General features: G+C 42.4%; 23 protein-coding genes, 1 tRNA gene and 2 rRNA genes (1 of these 26 running past the window's edge). All 26 read left to right on the top strand.

Annotated features, from left to right (window positions below):
* Positions 1 to 11 precede the first annotated feature (11 nt).
* Positions 12 to 665, top strand: a complete 654-nt coding sequence (gene rpsC / locus J1C81_RS11330; protein WP_002894486.1) for a 30S ribosomal protein S3 — start codon at positions 12 to 14, stop codon at positions 663 to 665.
* Between the two features lie 3 nt (positions 666 to 668).
* Positions 669 to 1,082: a 50S ribosomal protein L16 gene (rplP, locus tag J1C81_RS11325; protein ID WP_000960948.1), complete on the top strand. Its 414-nt coding sequence runs from the start codon at positions 669 to 671 to the stop codon at positions 1,080 to 1,082.
* A gap of 9 nt (positions 1,083 to 1,091) precedes the next feature.
* The gene (rpmC, locus tag J1C81_RS11320; RefSeq protein ID WP_002894488.1) at positions 1,092 to 1,298 is read left to right on the top strand and encodes a 50S ribosomal protein L29; all 207 of its coding nucleotides are present in this window, start codon (positions 1,092 to 1,094) and stop codon (positions 1,296 to 1,298) included.
* Positions 1,299 to 1,321: 23 nt separating this feature from the next.
* On the top strand, positions 1,322 to 1,582 hold the full coding sequence (rpsQ, locus tag J1C81_RS11315; RefSeq protein ID WP_000440801.1) for a 30S ribosomal protein S17: 261 nt from the start codon (positions 1,322 to 1,324) through the stop codon (positions 1,580 to 1,582).
* 25 nt (positions 1,583 to 1,607) lie between these two features.
* Complete coding sequence (gene rplN, locus J1C81_RS11310) at positions 1,608 to 1,976, top strand: 50S ribosomal protein L14 (RefSeq protein WP_002894494.1); 369 nt, start codon at positions 1,608 to 1,610, stop codon at positions 1,974 to 1,976.
* 75 nt (positions 1,977 to 2,051) lie between these two features.
* Entirely contained in the window at positions 2,052 to 2,357 is a 306-nt protein-coding gene (gene rplX / locus J1C81_RS11305) for a 50S ribosomal protein L24 (RefSeq protein WP_002894497.1), read from the top strand.
* A gap of 23 nt (positions 2,358 to 2,380) precedes the next feature.
* Positions 2,381 to 2,923 carry a 50S ribosomal protein L5 gene (gene rplE / locus J1C81_RS11300; RefSeq protein WP_002894499.1) on the top strand — a complete coding sequence of 181 codons (543 nt, stop codon included), beginning with the start codon at positions 2,381 to 2,383 and terminating at the stop codon, positions 2,921 to 2,923.
* A 17-nt stretch (positions 2,924 to 2,940) separates the two neighbouring features.
* Positions 2,941 to 3,126, top strand: coding sequence for a type Z 30S ribosomal protein S14 (locus J1C81_RS11295; protein WP_001085697.1), 186 nt, complete (start codon positions 2,941 to 2,943; stop codon positions 3,124 to 3,126).
* Between the two features lie 213 nt (positions 3,127 to 3,339).
* A complete protein-coding gene (rpsH, locus tag J1C81_RS11290) occupies positions 3,340 to 3,738 on the top strand; it encodes a 30S ribosomal protein S8 (protein WP_002899666.1) in 399 nt (132 codons plus the stop codon).
* A 187-nt stretch (positions 3,739 to 3,925) separates the two neighbouring features.
* On the top strand, positions 3,926 to 4,462 hold the full coding sequence (gene rplF, locus J1C81_RS11285) for a 50S ribosomal protein L6 (protein WP_004189537.1): 537 nt from the start codon (positions 3,926 to 3,928) through the stop codon (positions 4,460 to 4,462).
* Between the two features lie 85 nt (positions 4,463 to 4,547).
* Positions 4,548 to 4,904 (top strand): 50S ribosomal protein L18, encoded by a 357-nt coding sequence (rplR, locus tag J1C81_RS11280; protein WP_009659213.1) that lies wholly within the window; start codon positions 4,548 to 4,550, stop codon positions 4,902 to 4,904.
* A gap of 17 nt (positions 4,905 to 4,921) precedes the next feature.
* Positions 4,922 to 5,416, top strand: a complete 495-nt coding sequence (gene rpsE / locus J1C81_RS11275) for a 30S ribosomal protein S5 (RefSeq protein WP_002894506.1) — start codon at positions 4,922 to 4,924, stop codon at positions 5,414 to 5,416.
* Positions 5,417 to 5,429: 13 nt separating this feature from the next.
* Positions 5,430 to 5,612, top strand: coding sequence for a 50S ribosomal protein L30 (gene rpmD, locus J1C81_RS11270; protein WP_002894509.1), 183 nt, complete (start codon positions 5,430 to 5,432; stop codon positions 5,610 to 5,612).
* Between the two features lie 154 nt (positions 5,613 to 5,766).
* The gene (gene rplO / locus J1C81_RS11265) at positions 5,767 to 6,207 is read left to right on the top strand and encodes a 50S ribosomal protein L15 (RefSeq protein WP_002901833.1); all 441 of its coding nucleotides are present in this window, start codon (positions 5,767 to 5,769) and stop codon (positions 6,205 to 6,207) included.
* Between the two features lie 12 nt (positions 6,208 to 6,219).
* Complete coding sequence (gene secY, locus J1C81_RS11260) at positions 6,220 to 7,527, top strand: preprotein translocase subunit SecY (protein WP_002898721.1); 1,308 nt, start codon at positions 6,220 to 6,222, stop codon at positions 7,525 to 7,527.
* 173 nt (positions 7,528 to 7,700) lie between these two features.
* Positions 7,701 to 8,339, top strand: a complete 639-nt coding sequence (locus tag J1C81_RS11255; RefSeq protein ID WP_004189540.1) for an adenylate kinase — start codon at positions 7,701 to 7,703, stop codon at positions 8,337 to 8,339.
* Between the two features lie 117 nt (positions 8,340 to 8,456).
* On the top strand, positions 8,457 to 8,675 hold the full coding sequence (gene infA / locus J1C81_RS11250) for a translation initiation factor IF-1 (RefSeq protein WP_001029883.1): 219 nt from the start codon (positions 8,457 to 8,459) through the stop codon (positions 8,673 to 8,675).
* A 22-nt stretch (positions 8,676 to 8,697) separates the two neighbouring features.
* Positions 8,698 to 8,814: a 50S ribosomal protein L36 gene (rpmJ, locus tag J1C81_RS11245; RefSeq protein WP_001808836.1), complete on the top strand. Its 117-nt coding sequence runs from the start codon at positions 8,698 to 8,700 to the stop codon at positions 8,812 to 8,814.
* 17 nt (positions 8,815 to 8,831) lie between these two features.
* A complete protein-coding gene (rpsM, locus tag J1C81_RS11240; protein ID WP_002894516.1) occupies positions 8,832 to 9,197 on the top strand; it encodes a 30S ribosomal protein S13 in 366 nt (121 codons plus the stop codon).
* A 19-nt stretch (positions 9,198 to 9,216) separates the two neighbouring features.
* Positions 9,217 to 9,600, top strand: a complete 384-nt coding sequence (gene rpsK, locus J1C81_RS11235) for a 30S ribosomal protein S11 (RefSeq protein WP_001118385.1) — start codon at positions 9,217 to 9,219, stop codon at positions 9,598 to 9,600.
* A gap of 45 nt (positions 9,601 to 9,645) precedes the next feature.
* Entirely contained in the window at positions 9,646 to 10,584 is a 939-nt protein-coding gene (locus J1C81_RS11230; RefSeq protein ID WP_002894519.1) for a DNA-directed RNA polymerase subunit alpha, read from the top strand.
* 11 nt (positions 10,585 to 10,595) lie between these two features.
* A complete protein-coding gene (gene rplQ / locus J1C81_RS11225) occupies positions 10,596 to 10,982 on the top strand; it encodes a 50S ribosomal protein L17 (RefSeq protein WP_002894521.1) in 387 nt (128 codons plus the stop codon).
* 247 nt (positions 10,983 to 11,229) lie between these two features.
* On the top strand, positions 11,230 to 12,489 hold the full coding sequence (locus J1C81_RS11220) for a hypothetical protein (RefSeq protein ID WP_004189542.1): 1,260 nt from the start codon (positions 11,230 to 11,232) through the stop codon (positions 12,487 to 12,489).
* Between the two features lie 233 nt (positions 12,490 to 12,722).
* Positions 12,723 to 14,270 (top strand): 16S ribosomal RNA (locus J1C81_RS11215).
* 64 nt (positions 14,271 to 14,334) lie between these two features.
* Positions 14,335 to 14,407: transfer RNA gene (locus J1C81_RS11210), tRNA-Ala, on the top strand.
* 127 nt (positions 14,408 to 14,534) lie between these two features.
* Positions 14,535 to 14,597 (top strand): 23S ribosomal RNA (locus tag J1C81_RS11205) (it continues 2,838 nt past the right edge of the window).
* The 16S and 23S rRNA genes sit together here with 1 tRNA gene alongside, the layout of an rRNA operon.

Below are 14,597 nucleotides of genomic sequence, written 5' to 3'. Positions count from 1 at the left end.
GAGGTAACATCGTGGGTCAAAAAGTACATCCAATTGGTATGCGTGTCGGCATCATCCGTGATTGGGATGCCAAATGGTATGCTGAAAAAGAATACGCGGATTACCTTCATGAAGATCTTGCAATCCGTAAATTCGTTCAAAAAGAATTGGCTGACGCAGCGATTTCAACTATTGAAATTGAGCGCGCAGTAAACAAAGTAAACGTTTCTCTTCACACTGCTAAGCCAGGTATGGTTATCGGTAAAGGTGGAGCAAACGTTGATGCACTTCGTGCAAAACTCAACAAATTGACTGGAAAACAAGTCCACATCAACATCATCGAAATCAAGCGTCCTGACTTGGATGCGCATCTGGTTGGTGAAGGAATTGCTCGCCAGCTTGAGCAGCGTGTTGCTTTCCGTCGTGCTCAAAAACAAGCTATCCAACGTACAATGCGTGCAGGAGCTAAGGGAATCAAAACTCAAGTATCAGGTCGTTTGAATGGTGCAGATATTGCCCGCAGCGAAGGTTACTCTGAGGGAACTGTTCCGCTTCACACTCTTCGTGCGGATATCGATTACGCTTGGGAAGAAGCTGACACTACTTACGGTAAACTGGGTGTTAAAGTTTGGATCTACCGTGGAGAAGTCCTTCCAGCTCGTAAAAACACTAAAGGAGGTAAATAACCAATGTTAGTACCTAAACGTGTTAAACACCGTCGCGAATTCCGTGGAAAAATGCGCGGTGAAGCTAAAGGCGGAAAAGAAGTAGCATTTGGAGAATACGGTCTTCAAGCAACTACTAGCCACTGGATCACTAACCGCCAAATCGAAGCTGCCCGTATCGCTATGACTCGTTACATGAAACGTGGTGGTAAAGTTTGGATTAAAATCTTCCCACACAAATCATACACTGCAAAAGCTATCGGTGTACGGATGGGATCTGGTAAAGGTGCTCCAGAAGGTTGGGTTGCGCCAGTTAAGCGTGGCAAAGTAATGTTTGAAGTTGCTGGCGTTTCAGAAGAAATCGCTCGCGAAGCGCTTCGCCTTGCAAGCCACAAACTTCCAGTTAAATGTAAATTCGTAAAACGTGAAGCAGAATAAGGAGAAGGCATGAAACTTAATGAAGTAAAAGAATTTGTTAAAGAACTTCGTGGTCTTTCTCAAGAAGAACTCGCGAAGCGTGAAAATGAATTGAAGAAAGAATTGTTTGATCTTCGTTTCCAAGCAGCTGCTGGCCAATTGGAGCAGACAGCTCGCCTGAAAGAAGTGAAAAAACAAATCGCTCGTATCAAAACTGTTCAATCAGAAGTTAAATAATAGACTAGGGAAGGAGAATTTCAATGGAACGCAATAATCGTAAAGTTCTTGTCGGACGCGTTGTTTCTGACAAAATGGACAAAACAATCACAGTTGTAGTTGAAACTAAACGTAACCACCCAGTCTATGGTAAACGTATTAACTACTCTAAGAAGTACAAAGCACATGACGAAAACAATGTTGCCAAAGAAGGCGATATCGTTCGTATCATGGAAACTCGTCCGCTTTCAGCTACAAAACGCTTCCGTCTTGTAGAAGTCGTTGAAGAAGCGGTTATCATCTAATCAAACCAGAAAGGAGAAAACTTAAATGATTCAAACAGAAACTCGTTTGAAAGTTGCCGACAACAGCGGCGCTCGCGAAATCTTGACAATCAAAGTTCTTGGTGGCTCAGGACGTAAGTTCGCTAACATCGGTGATGTAATCGTTGCGTCTGTAAAACAAGCTACTCCTGGTGGTGCGGTTAAGAAAGGTGACGTTGTAAAAGCTGTTATCGTTCGTACTAAATCAGGTGCTCGTCGTAAAGATGGTTCATACATCAAATTTGACGAAAACGCTGCAGTCATCATCCGTGAAGACAAAACTCCTCGCGGAACTCGTATCTTCGGCCCAGTTGCTCGTGAATTGCGTGACGGCGGCTTCATGAAGATCGTATCATTGGCTCCAGAAGTACTTTAATCAAAATTAACAAACACAGTCCCCTGACAAAAGTCAGGGTGCCCCTATGGGCGTAAGAATTAAGAGGAGAAATAAATGTTTGTAAAAAAAGGCGACAAAGTTCGCGTAATTGCTGGTAAAGACAAGGGTGTTGAAGCGCTTGTTGTTACAGCTCTTCCAAAAGTAAACAAAGTTGTTGTTGAAGGTGTAAACATCGTTAAGAAACACCAAAAGCCAAATAACGAAAACCCTCAAGGTGCTATCGTGGAAAAAGAAGCACCAATCCATGTGTCAAACGTTCAAGTTCTTGACAAAAATGGTGTTGCAGGACGTGTTGGCTACAAGTTTGTAGACGGCAAAAAAGTTCGTTACAATAAAAAATCAGGCGAAGTGCTTGACTAATCACGAAGGAAAGGAGAAGTATAATGGCAAATCGTTTAAAAGAAAAATATCTTAAAGAAGTAGTTCCTGCTTTGACTGAAAAGTTCAACTACTCATCTGTTATGGCTGTGCCAAAAGTGGATAAAATCGTTTTGAACATGGGTGTCGGTGACGCTGTATCAAACGCTAAAAACCTTGAAAAAGCTGCTGAAGAATTGGCTCTTATCTCAGGTCAAAAACCACTTATCACTAAAGCTAAAAAATCAATCGCCGGCTTCCGTCTTCGTGAAGGTGTAGCGATCGGTGCTAAAGTAACCCTTCGTGGCGAACGTATGTATGAATTCTTGGATAAATTAGTTTCAGTTTCTCTTCCACGTGTTCGTGACTTCCACGGTGTTCCAACAAAATCATTTGATGGACGCGGAAACTACACACTTGGTGTGAAAGAACAATTGATCTTCCCAGAAATCAACTTTGATGACGTTGATAAGACTCGTGGTCTTGACATCGTTATCGTAACAACTGCTAACACTGACGAAGAGTCACGCGAATTGCTTACAGGCCTTGGAATGCCTTTTGCAAAATAATATAGGAGGTAAAACAAATGGCTAAAAAATCAATGATTGCTAAGAACAAACGCCCAGCTAAGTTCTCTACGCAAGCTTATACTCGTTGTGAAAAATGTGGTCGTCCACATTCTGTTTACCGCAAGTTTAAACTTTGCCGTGTTTGCTTCCGTGAATTAGCATACAAAGGACAAATCCCAGGCGTTACCAAAGCATCTTGGTAATATCATGATACAAAGAGCGTAACAACCACAGCAAAAATAGGAAATTTGGTGAAGGAGCGATGCTCCAAAACAAATTTATCTTTTTTGCCCAGGTTGTAGCTCGTGTTCAAATAAGAATTATCTTATTTGAATGTATCAATACTATCTGAGCATAGCTCAATCATTAACTAGCAAGTGCAGCTTGCAAACTACTAGTAAGAGGAGAAATATAAAATGGTTATGACTGACCCAATTGCAGACTTTCTGACACGTATCCGTAATGCTAACCAAGCAAACCACGAAGTGCTTGAAGTGCCTGCATCAAACATCAAAAAAGGGATTGCTGAAATCCTGAAGCGTGAAGGTTTTGTAAAAAACGTTGAAATCATCGAAGATGACAAACAAGGCATCATCCGTGTATTCCTTAAATACGGACAAAATGGTGAAAAAGTTATCACTGGTTTGAAACGCGTTTCAAAACCAGGTCTGCGTGTTTACAAAAAACGCGAAGATCTTCCAAAAGTTCTGAACGGACTTGGAATTGCTATCCTTTCAACATCTGAAGGTTTGCTGACTGATAAAGAAGCACGCCAAAAGAATGTTGGTGGTGAGGTTATCGCTTACGTTTGGTAATATTTAGCTCCCAATTTCTTTGTGACTCTTCGTTATCGTCTCTTGCCTAACCCAAGTTATGCCTGCGAGACGATGCCTTGATTCACTTTGAAATTGAAACTTAAATATTCCTTTCAATCGAGAAATCGATTTAACCCCGTGAAAACTGGTCGCTTGCGGCCTGACAATCTAACAGGAGAATATATACATGTCACGTATTGGTAATAAAGTTATTGTGTTGCCTGCTGGTGTTGAACTTAGCAACAAAGACAACGTTGTAACTGTAAAAGGACCTAAAGGAGAACTGACTCGTGAGTTCTCAAAAGATATTGAAATCCGTGTGGAAGGAACTGAAGTAACTCTTCACCGTCCAAACGATTCAAAAGAAATGAAAACAATCCACGGAACAACTCGTGCCCTTTTGAACAACATGGTTGTTGGTGTATCAGAAGGCTTCAAGAAAGAACTTGAAATGCGCGGGGTTGGTTACCGTGCTCAACTTCAAGGTAAGAAGCTTGTACTTTCAGTTGGTAAATCTCATCCAGACGAAGTAGAAGCACCAGAAGGCATCACTTTTGAACTTCCAAACCCAACGACTATCGTTATCAGCGGAATTTCAAAAGAAGTAGTTGGACAAACTGCAGCTTACGTACGTAGCCTGCGTGCTCCAGAGCCATACAAAGGTAAAGGTATCCGCTACGTTGGTGAATTCGTTCGCCGTAAAGAAGGTAAAACTGGTAAATAATCTTGTCTGGCTGATTTTTTCAGCCAAACAAGCTGTTTCCCAACGTTGTGCATAAGCACAAGATTAAAATTAAGAGGTGAAAATTGTGATTACGAAACCAGATAAAAATAAAATCCGCCAAAAACGCCACCGTCGCGTTCGCGGAAAACTCTCTGGAACTGCTGATCGCCCACGTTTGAACGTATTCCGTTCTAATACAGGCATCTACGCTCAAGTGATTGATGACGTAGCGGGTGTAACGCTCGCAAGCGCTTCAACTCTTGACAAAGAAGTTTCAAAAGGAACTAAAACAGAACAAGCCGTTGTTGTTGGTAAGCTCGTTGCTGAACGTGCAGTTGCTAAAGGTATTTCTGAAGTCGTCTTCGACCGCGGTGGATATCTCTATCACGGACGTGTAAAAGCTTTGGCTGATGCAGCTCGTGAAAACGGATTGAAATTCTAAGAGGAGGACACTAGAAAATGGCATTTAAAGACAACGCAGTTGAACTTGAAGAACGTTTAGTTGCCATCAACCGTGTTACAAAAGTTGTTAAAGGTGGACGTCGTCTTCGCTTTGCAGCTCTTGTAGTTGTTGGTGATCGCAATGGTCGTGTTGGCTTCGGTACTGGTAAAGCTCAAGAAGTACCAGAAGCAATCCGCAAAGCAGTTGAAGATGCGAAGAAGAATTTGATTGAAGTACCAATGGTTGGGACAACCATTCCTCACGAAGTTCTTTCAGAATTTGGCGGAGCTAAAGTATTGCTTAAGCCAGCTGTTGAGGGTTCTGGAGTTGCTGCTGGTGGTGCAGTTCGTGCCGTCATCGAATTGGCAGGTGTAGCAGATGTTACATCTAAATCTCTTGGCTCTAACACTCCAATCAACATCGTTCGCGCAACTGTTGAAGGTTTGAAACAATTAAAACGCGCTGAAGAAGTTGCTGCCCTTCGTGGTATTTCAGTTTCTGACTTGGCATAAGAAAGGGGATAACATGGCTCAAATTAAAATTACTTTGACTAAGTCTCCAATCGGACGCATCCCGTCACAACGTAAAACTGTTGTAGCACTTGGACTTGGCAAATTGAACAGCTCAGTTATCAAAGAAGATAACCCAGCAGTACGCGGTATGATTACTGCAGTATCACACTTGGTAACTGTTGAAGAAGTTAAATAAGCTTTGCTGGTTTAACAACTTTAAATTAAAATACGTTAGGGGATGGGATTTTCTCAGCCCCTAAAACTAAATATATGTATAGGCGAGTTTATATAGGAGACACCTTTTCTCCTATATGAGCGCTAGCATTTTACAAAAGAGGAGAAATAATATAATGAAACTTCATGAATTACAACCTGCTGCAGGTTCTCGTAAAGTCCGCAACCGTGTTGGTCGTGGTACATCATCTGGTAACGGTAAAACATCTGGCCGTGGTCAAAAAGGTCAAAAAGCTCGTAGCGGTGGCGGCGTTCGCCTTGGTTTTGAAGGTGGACAAACTCCATTGTTCCGTCGTCTTCCAAAACGTGGTTTCCTGAACATCAACCGCAAAGAATATGCGATTGTTAACCTTGACCAACTGAACGCCTTTGAAGATGGCGCTGAAGTAACACCAGTTGTTCTCATCGAAGCAGGTATTGTAAAAGCTGAAAAATCAGGTATCAAGATTCTTGGTAACGGAGAATTGACAAAGAAATTGACTGTTAAGGCAGCTAAATTCTCTAAATCAGCTGAAGAAGCTATCACTGCTAAAGGTGGTTCAGTGGAAGTCATCTAAGCGAGGTGACCTATGTTTTTCAAACTATTAAAAGACGCATTTAAAATCAAACAGGTACGGTCTAAGATTCTGTTCACGATTTTTATCATCTTAGTTTTCCGTATCGGTACAACCATAACGGTTCCGGGGATTAATGCCAAAGCCTTAAGCAATTTGAATGATTTGCCATTCTTGAATATGCTAAGCTTGGTCTCTGGTAACGCCATGCGCAACTTCTCTGTCTTTGCACTTGGAGTCAGTCCTTACATCACAGCTTCTATCGTTGTTCAGTTGCTGCAGATGGACTTGCTTCCGAAGTTTGTAGAGTGGGGCAAGCAAGGGGAAGTGGGACGCAGAAAGCTGAATCAAGCGACCCGTTATATCGCTCTAGTTTTGGCCTTTGTGCAGGCGATTGGGATTACCGCTGGTTTCGATACTCTCTCAAGAGCTAATCTGGTTGCTAATCCTAATGTGCAGACCTACGCTTTGATTTGCGTTCTTCTAGCAACTGGTTCAATGATTGTAACTTGGCTGGGTGAGCAGATTACAGACAAGGGTTACGGAAATGGCGTTTCCATGATTATCTTTGCTGGTATCGTTTCAGCTATCCCTGATATGATTAAAGGTATCTATGAAGATTACTTTGTCAATATCCCTAGTGAACGTTTGACTTCATCTTTCATTTTTGTAGGGATTCTGATTGTGGCAGTCCTGCTTATCATTTACTTTACAACCTTTGTACAGCAGGCTGAATATAAAATTCCAGTTCAGTATACGAAAGTAGCTAAGGGTGCACCTTCTAGCTCCTATCTGCCACTGAAAGTCAATCCGGCTGGGGTTATTCCAGTAATCTTTGCCAGCTCGATTACAGCTGCACCGGCAGCGATTTTCCAAGTTGTCAGTGCCTTGGGCTATGACGCAGATTGGGTTAAGACAGCTCAGTCACTTTTGGCAACAACGACCATTAGTGGCATGTTCATGTACGCCTTCCTGATTGTCCTCTTTACATTCTTCTATACTTTTGTACAGATTAATCCAGAGAAGACAGCAGAAAATCTGCAAAAGAGCGGAGCCTACATTCCAGGTGTTCGTCCAGGTAAAGGAACAGAAGACTACATGTCTAAGCTGCTTCGTCGTTTGGCAACAGTGGGATCTCTCTTCCTAGGTTTCATTTCTATCCTGCCTATTTTGGCTAAAGATGTATTTGGATTGACAGATGCCGTTGCTCTTGGAGGAACCAGTCTCTTGATCATCATCTCAACCGGTATTGAGGGAATGAAACAGCTAGAAGGCTACCTGCTGAAGAGAAAGTATGTCGGCTTTATGGATACTTCAGAGTAAGGGACTTTTTGAATAGCTTTTCTAATGAGAAGCCTGTTCAGATAACCTTTCTTGAACCGAAAATAAACAAAATAAAAGGGGACAGAGTAGACTCACCCCCTTCTATTTTGTTTTTAAACGAGTTTATTAATCGGTTTAATAGATTGCTTTAAAAACAAAAAAGGAGACCAATCATGAATCTTTTGATTATGGGCTTACCAGGTGCTGGTAAAGGAACTCAAGCTGCTAAAATCGTTGAGAACTTCAATGTTGCGCATATTTCAACTGGGGATATGTTCCGTGCGGCGATTGCTAACCAAACAGAGATGGGCGTTTTAGCCAAGTCCTATATTGACAAGGGCGAGTTGGTGCCAGACCAAGTGACAAATGGCATTGTCAAAGAGCGCTTGAGCCAGGATGATATTAAGCAAACAGGCTTCCTCTTGGATGGCTATCCGCGCACGATTGAGCAAGCAAATGCCTTGGATCAAACGTTAGCAGAGCTTGATTTGGCTTTGGATGGCGTTATCAATATCGAAGTAGATCCTAATTGTTTACTGGAGCGTTTGAGCGGTCGGATTATCCATCGTGAAACAGGCGAAACCTTCCACAAGGTCTTCAATCCGCCAGCAGACTACAAGGAAGAGGATTATTACCAGCGTGAAGACGATAAGCCTGAGACGGTTAAGCGTCGTTTGGATGTTAATATTGCTCAGGGTCAGCCAATCATTGATCACTATCGCAGCAAAGGTCTGGTCCATGATATTCAAGGGAATCAAGATATTAATGATGTCTTCTCAGCTATCGAAAAAGTCTTGACAAATTTGAAATAAAAGCGTTTTTCCTGCTTGCAATATTTGACAAGTAGTGATACAATGAATTAGTCTGACTTATAATTGTTACCTCTGTGCTCAGAGGGATCAAATCGAAATTTATGGAGGTACTTTTGCGTGGCAAAAGACGATGTGATTGAGGTTGAAGGCAAGGTAGTTGATACAATGCCTAATGCAATGTTTACGGTTGAACTTGAAAATGGACATCAGATTTTAGCAACAGTTTCTGGTAAAATTCGTAAAAACTATATTCGTATTTTAGCGGGAGACCGTGTGACTGTAGAAATGAGTCCTTATGATTTGACACGTGGACGGATCACATACCGCTTTAAATAATCGAAAAACTTGGAGGGAAAAAATGAAAGTAAGACCATCGGTCAAACCAATTTGCGAATACTGCAAAGTTATTCGTCGTAATGGTCGTGTTATGGTAATTTGCCCAGCAAATCCAAAACACAAACAACGTCAAGGATAAGATAGAAAGGAGAAAAAATGGCTCGTATTGCTGGAGTTGACATTCCAAATGACAAACGTGTAGTCGTTTCACTGACTTATGTGTACGGTATCGGACTTCCAACTTCTAAGAAAATCTTGGCAGCTGCTGGAGTTTCAGAAGATATCCGTGTAAAAGATCTTACAATCGAACAAGAAGACGCTATCCGTCGTGAAGTAGATGCGATTAAAGTTGAAGGTGACCTTCGTCGTGAAGTAAACTTGAACATCAAACGTTTGATGGAAATCGGTTCATACCGTGGAATCCGTCACCGTCGTGGACTTCCTGTCCGTGGACAAAACACTAAAAATAACGCCCGCACTCGTAAAGGTAAAGCTGTTGCGATTGCAGGTAAGAAAAAATAATATAAGGAGGTAAAAAGTCTTGGCTAAACCAACACGTAAACGTCGTGTGAAGAAAAATATCGAATCCGGTATTGCTCATATTCACGCTACATTTAATAACACTATTGTTATGATTACTGATGTGCATGGTAACGCGATTGCTTGGTCATCTGCTGGAGCTCTTGGATTTAAAGGTTCTCGTAAATCTACACCATTTGCTGCCCAAATGGCATCTGAAGCAGCTGCTAAATCTGCACAGGAACACGGTCTGAAATCAGTTGAAGTTACTGTAAAAGGTCCAGGTTCTGGTCGTGAGTCTGCTATTCGTGCTCTTGCTGCCGCTGGTCTTGAAGTAACAGCTATTCGTGATGTGACTCCTGTACCACACAATGGTGCTCGTCCTCCAAAACGTCGCCGTGTATAATCACCAACCGTTACACTGCTTTTCGTTTAAGAGGGAGTATAGCAAATGATTGAGTTTGAAAAACCAAATATAACAAAAATTGATGAAAATAAAGATTATGGCAAGTTTGTAGTAGAGCCGCTTGAGCGTGGTTATGGTACAACACTGGGAAATTCTCTTCGCCGTGTGCTTTTGGCTTCACTTCCAGGTGCTGCTGTTACTTCAATTAATATTGAAGGTGTGCTACACGAGTTTGATACGATTTCCGGTGTCCGTGAAGACGTGATGCAAATTATTCTGAACGTCAAAGGGATTGCTGTAAAATCTTACGTCCAAGACGAAAAGATTATTGAACTGGATGTTGAAGGACCAGCAGAAGTAACTGCCGGAGACATTTTGACAGACAGTGATATTGAAATTATAAACCCTGATCATTATCTCTTTACAATCGGAGAAGGTGCAAGCTTTAAGGCAACGATGACTGTCAATAGCGGTCGTGGTTATGTGCCTGCAGATGAAAATAAGAAAGATGATGCACCAGTGGGAACACTTGCGGTGGATTCTATCTATACGCCTGTGACAAAAGTTAATTACCAGGTTGAGCCAGCTCGTGTTGGTAGCAACGATGGTTTTGACAAACTAACCCTTGAAATTTTAACGAATGGAACAATTATTCCAGAAGATGCTTTGGGACTTTCAGCCCGCATCCTTACGGAACATTTGAATCTCTTCACTAATCTGACAGAAGTAGCTATCGCTGCAGACGTTATGAAGGAAGCAGAAAAGACTTCTGATGACCGCATTTTGGAACGGACCATCGAAGAATTAGATTTGTCAGTTCGCTCATACAACTGTTTGAAACGTGCAGGTATCAATACTGTATTTGATTTGACAGAAAAATCTGAGCCTGAAATGATGAAAGTTCGTAACTTAGGACGTAAGAGTCTAGAAGAAGTAAAAGTTAAACTTGCTGATCTCGGTCTGGGGTTAAAAAACGATAAATAAAGGAGGAATACATGGCTTACCGTAAACTAGGACGCACTAGCTCACAACGTAAAGCAATGCTTCGCGATTTGACTACTGATTTGCTGATCAACGAATCAATCGTGACAACTGAAGCTCGTGCTAAAGAAATCCGTAAAACAGTTGAAAAAATGATTACATTGGGCAAACGTGGAGACTTGCACGCTCGTCGTCAAGCTGCAGCTTTTGTACGCAATGAAATCGCATCAGAAAACTATGATGAAGCAACAGAAAAGTATACTACAACTACTGCTCTTCAAAAATTGTTCTCTGAGATTGCACCACGCTATGCAGAGCGCAACGGTGGATATACTCGTATCCTGAAAACTGAACCGCGCCGTGGAGATGCTGCGCCAATGGCAATCATCGAATTAGTTTAAGATCATCAATCTTTGTTGAGTGTTATGATGATGGAATAGAATCTCTATTCTTAGTCTAGCTCTGGTCTACCGCTAGGATTCTTTCCTAGCGGGAACACTCATCATATAGTTGATAATAGGTAGACGCTTGTTTACGAAATTGCTTTTAAGGCAAAAACAATTTCGTAAGCAGGCGTTTTTGCATGAGGCTAGGAAAATACCTGAAATTTTGTTATAATACTTTAACACTATCAAAAATTTATAGGAAATGGAAATGATGGATTCAATCCAAATTTTAAAAGAACGCTATTTAAAGAATATCAAAGAAAATCCAACGGTATACATTGGCATTGAGTTAGAATTTCCTATTGTCAATAGCCAGGGCGGAGCGACTGATACAAATGTTGCAAAAAATCTCTTAAAACGTCTGTTGGAAGAGTATGATTTTGAGGCAGAACGATTTGACAGAGACGGGAATCCCATTCAACTGAAATCTACTAAAAATGAAGACAGAATTCTTTTTGAGGTCTCTTACAATACTTTGGAATTTGCTTTTGCCAAGGCTAGCAGAATTCAAGAAGTTGAAGAGCGTTTTAAGAACTATCTGAGCATTATTCAGGCAATTCTACGCAAAGAAAACCATGAAATTCAAGGTAAAGGAATTCATCCTTTCTGGGCAGAAAATGATAATAATCCAGTTAAGTATCCAAGATATGAAATGTTGATGCAGTATTTAGCTATGGGAAAGAACATGGATGGTCTGCACAATTATCCAGAATATGGTGCTTTTATTTGTGGGAGTCAGGTGCAGTTAGATGTTTCAAGAGAAAATTATTTAACTGTTATCAATGTCTTCAATCAAATTGAAGCTGCTAAGGCATATCTCTTTTCCAATTCAGAGTTTTCAGATTCTTCTTGGGATACAAAAATAGCTCGGGATATTTTCTGGGAGCAATCAATGCATGGCATTTTACAGGAAAATGCGGGTGTGAATTCGAAAGATTTTCAAACTGAAGATGATTTTTTTGCATATCTTAGTAAATCAGCGCTTTTCACTGCTGAACGAAATGGTCAATCCTACTATTTCTATCCGATAGCTGCTAATGAATACTTGAGCCAGAAAACTATTGAAGCTTATAGCCTCTCAGGTGAAAAAACAAACTTGATTCCTAGTGAAACAGATTTTAAAAATCATAGAAGTTATCAGTATCAAGATGTGACGACACGGGGGACAGTAGAGTTTCGGAGCGTTTGCACCCAGCCTTTTGATAAAACTTTTGCTTCTGCCGCTTTTCATCTTGGTATTTTAGAAAACTTGGAAAATGTGAAAGCCTATTTACAAGACGCTCCCTTCTTTCAAGAGGAAGGTCGAGATTACAAAGCTTTAAGAAGAAGGTTCTCTAAAAAAGAGTTGACCGCAAGTGAAACAGAGCATATTTATGAACTCACAAAGACTTTGCTTCAGCTGGCGAGAGTTGGTTTAATAGCACGTCAACTAGGTGAGGAAGCTTTTCTTCCCTCTCTTTAATAGAGGCTAGCCTCTGATGAATAAAAAATTCTAGAAAAATTTTAAAAAAAATTGGGAAAAGGTATTGACAGGATGGAGGTATAGGTGATATACTAATATAGTTGTCGCGAAAGACAAAGCCCTTTGAAAACTGAACAAGACGAACCAAGTGCAGGGTGACATAGAGATATGTAACCTGTCAAAAAACGAAAATAAATCTGTCAGTGGACAGTAATGAGTGCGAACTCAAACTTTTTAATGAGAGTTTGATCCTGGCTCAGGACGAACGCTGGCGGCGTGCCTAATACATGCAAGTAGAACGCTGAAGAGAGGAGCTTGCTCTTCTTGGATGAGTTGCGAACGGGTGAGTAACGCGTAGGTAACCTGCCTGGTAGCGGGGGATAACTATTGGAAACGATAGCTAATACCGCATGAAATTCATTGTCGCATGATAATTAATTGAAAGATGCAACTGCATCACTACCAGATGGACCTGCGTTGTATTAGCTAGTTGGTGAGGTAACGGCTCACCAAGGCGACGATACATAGCCGACCTGAGAGGGTGATCGGCCACACTGGGACTGAGACACGGCCCAGACTCCTACGGGAGGCAGCAGTAGGGAATCTTCGGCAATGGGGGGAACCCTGACCGAGCAACGCCGCGTGAGTGAAGAAGGTTTTCGGATCGTAAAGCTCTGTTGTAAGAGAAGAACGGGTGTGAGAGTGGAAAGTTCACACTGTGACGGTATCTTACCAGAAAGGGACGGCTAACTACGTGCCAGCAGCCGCGGTAATACGTAGGTCCCGAGCGTTGTCCGGATTTATTGGGCGTAAAGCGAGCGCAGGCGGTTAGATAAGTCTGAAGTTAAAGGCTGTGGCTTAACCATAGTATGCTTTGGAAACTGTTTAACTTGAGTGCAGAAGGGGAGAGTGGAATTCCATGTGTAGCGGTGAAATGCGTAGATATATGGAGGAACACCGGTGGCGAAAGCGGCTCTCTGGTCTGTAACTGACGCTGAGGCTCGAAAGCGTGGGGAGCAAACAGGATTAGATACCCTGGTAGTCCACGCCGTAAACGATGAGTGCTAGGTGTTAGGCCCTTTCCGGGGCTTAGTGCCGCAGCTAACGCATTAAGCACTCCGCCTGGGGAGTACGACCGCAAGGTTGAAACTCAAAGGAATTGACGGGGGCCCGCACAAGCGGTGGAGCATGTGGTTTAATTCGAAGCAACGCGAAGAACCTTACCAGGTCTTGACATCCCGATGCCCGCTCTAGAGATAGAGTTTTACTTCGGTACATCGGTGACAGGTGGTGCATGGTTGTCGTCAGCTCGTGTCGTGAGATGTTGGGTTAAGTCCCGCAACGAGCGCAACCCCTATTGTTAGTTGCCATCATTCAGTTGGGCACTCTAGCGAGACTGCCGGTAATAAACCGGAGGAAGGTGGGGATGACGTCAAATCATCATGCCCCTTATGACCTGGGCTACACACGTGCTACAATGGCTGGTACAACGAGTCGCAAGCCGGTGACGGCAAGCTAATCTCTGAAAGCCAGTCTCAGTTCGGATTGTAGGCTGCAACTCGCCTACATGAAGTCGGAATCGCTAGTAATCGCGGATCAGCACGCCGCGGTGAATACGTTCCCGGGCCTTGTACACACCGCCCGTCACACCACGAGAGTTTGTAACACCCGAAGTCGGTGAGGTAACCGTAAGGAGCCAGCCGCCTAAGGTGGGATAGATGATTGGGGTGAAGTCGTAACAAGGTAGCCGTATCGGAAGGTGCGGCTGGATCACCTCCTTTCTAAGGAGTCCGTAAGGACACACGGAATGCACTTGAGTCTTGTTTAGTTTTGAGAGGGCTATGTGGGGCCTTAGCTCAGCTGGGAGAGCGCCTGCTTTGCACGCAGGAGGTCAGCGGTTCGATCCCGCTAGGCTCCATTATCTAGTTTGACTAGATAAAGAACTTGTCCATTGAAAATTGAATACCGATATCAAATAGTAACAAGAAAATAAACCGAAAACGCTGTGAATATTAATGAGTTTAAGACTGAAAGGTCAAAAATAAGGTTAAGTTAGTAAGGGCGCACGGTGGATGCCTTGGCACTAGGAGCCGATGAAGGACGTGACA

Source organism: Streptococcus sanguinis (assembly GCF_050225395.1).
In the GTDB taxonomy this organism is placed as follows: Bacteria; Bacillota; Bacilli; order Lactobacillales; family Streptococcaceae; genus Streptococcus.
The sequence above is the reverse complement of the archived record's forward strand: the minus strand, read 5'-3'. Positions and strand labels throughout refer to the sequence as shown.

What these genes read in the sequence shown, in the direction of transcription:
- rpmC (WP_002894488.1), top strand. Translation starts at nt 1,092, where the DNA reads ATGAAACTTAATGAAGTAAAAGAATTTGTTAAAGAACTTCGTGGTCTT.
- rplP (WP_000960948.1), top strand. Translation starts at nt 669, where the DNA reads ATGTTAGTACCTAAACGTGTTAAACACCGTCGCGAATTCCGTGGAAAA.
- J1C81_RS11230 (WP_002894519.1), top strand. Translation starts at nt 9,646, where the DNA reads ATGATTGAGTTTGAAAAACCAAATATAACAAAAATTGATGAAAATAAA.
- rpmD (WP_002894509.1), top strand. Translation starts at nt 5,430, where the DNA reads ATGGCTCAAATTAAAATTACTTTGACTAAGTCTCCAATCGGACGCATC.
- rpsH (WP_002899666.1), top strand. Translation starts at nt 3,340, where the DNA reads ATGGTTATGACTGACCCAATTGCAGACTTTCTGACACGTATCCGTAAT.
- rplX (WP_002894497.1), top strand. Translation starts at nt 2,052, where the DNA reads ATGTTTGTAAAAAAAGGCGACAAAGTTCGCGTAATTGCTGGTAAAGAC.
- rpsE (WP_002894506.1), top strand. Translation starts at nt 4,922, where the DNA reads ATGGCATTTAAAGACAACGCAGTTGAACTTGAAGAACGTTTAGTTGCC.
- rpsQ (WP_000440801.1), top strand. Translation starts at nt 1,322, where the DNA reads ATGGAACGCAATAATCGTAAAGTTCTTGTCGGACGCGTTGTTTCTGAC.
- rplN (WP_002894494.1), top strand. Translation starts at nt 1,608, where the DNA reads ATGATTCAAACAGAAACTCGTTTGAAAGTTGCCGACAACAGCGGCGCT.
- J1C81_RS11220 (WP_004189542.1), top strand. Translation starts at nt 11,230, where the DNA reads ATGGAAATGATGGATTCAATCCAAATTTTAAAAGAACGCTATTTAAAG.
- J1C81_RS11255 (WP_004189540.1), top strand. Translation starts at nt 7,701, where the DNA reads ATGAATCTTTTGATTATGGGCTTACCAGGTGCTGGTAAAGGAACTCAA.
- secY (WP_002898721.1), top strand. Translation starts at nt 6,220, where the DNA reads ATGTTTTTCAAACTATTAAAAGACGCATTTAAAATCAAACAGGTACGG.
- rplE (WP_002894499.1), top strand. Translation starts at nt 2,381, where the DNA reads ATGGCAAATCGTTTAAAAGAAAAATATCTTAAAGAAGTAGTTCCTGCT.
- J1C81_RS11295 (WP_001085697.1), top strand. Translation starts at nt 2,941, where the DNA reads ATGGCTAAAAAATCAATGATTGCTAAGAACAAACGCCCAGCTAAGTTC.
- rpmJ (WP_001808836.1), top strand. Translation starts at nt 8,698, where the DNA reads ATGAAAGTAAGACCATCGGTCAAACCAATTTGCGAATACTGCAAAGTT.
- rplO (WP_002901833.1), top strand. Translation starts at nt 5,767, where the DNA reads ATGAAACTTCATGAATTACAACCTGCTGCAGGTTCTCGTAAAGTCCGC.
- rplF (WP_004189537.1), top strand. Translation starts at nt 3,926, where the DNA reads ATGTCACGTATTGGTAATAAAGTTATTGTGTTGCCTGCTGGTGTTGAA.
- rplQ (WP_002894521.1), top strand. Translation starts at nt 10,596, where the DNA reads ATGGCTTACCGTAAACTAGGACGCACTAGCTCACAACGTAAAGCAATG.
- rpsM (WP_002894516.1), top strand. Translation starts at nt 8,832, where the DNA reads ATGGCTCGTATTGCTGGAGTTGACATTCCAAATGACAAACGTGTAGTC.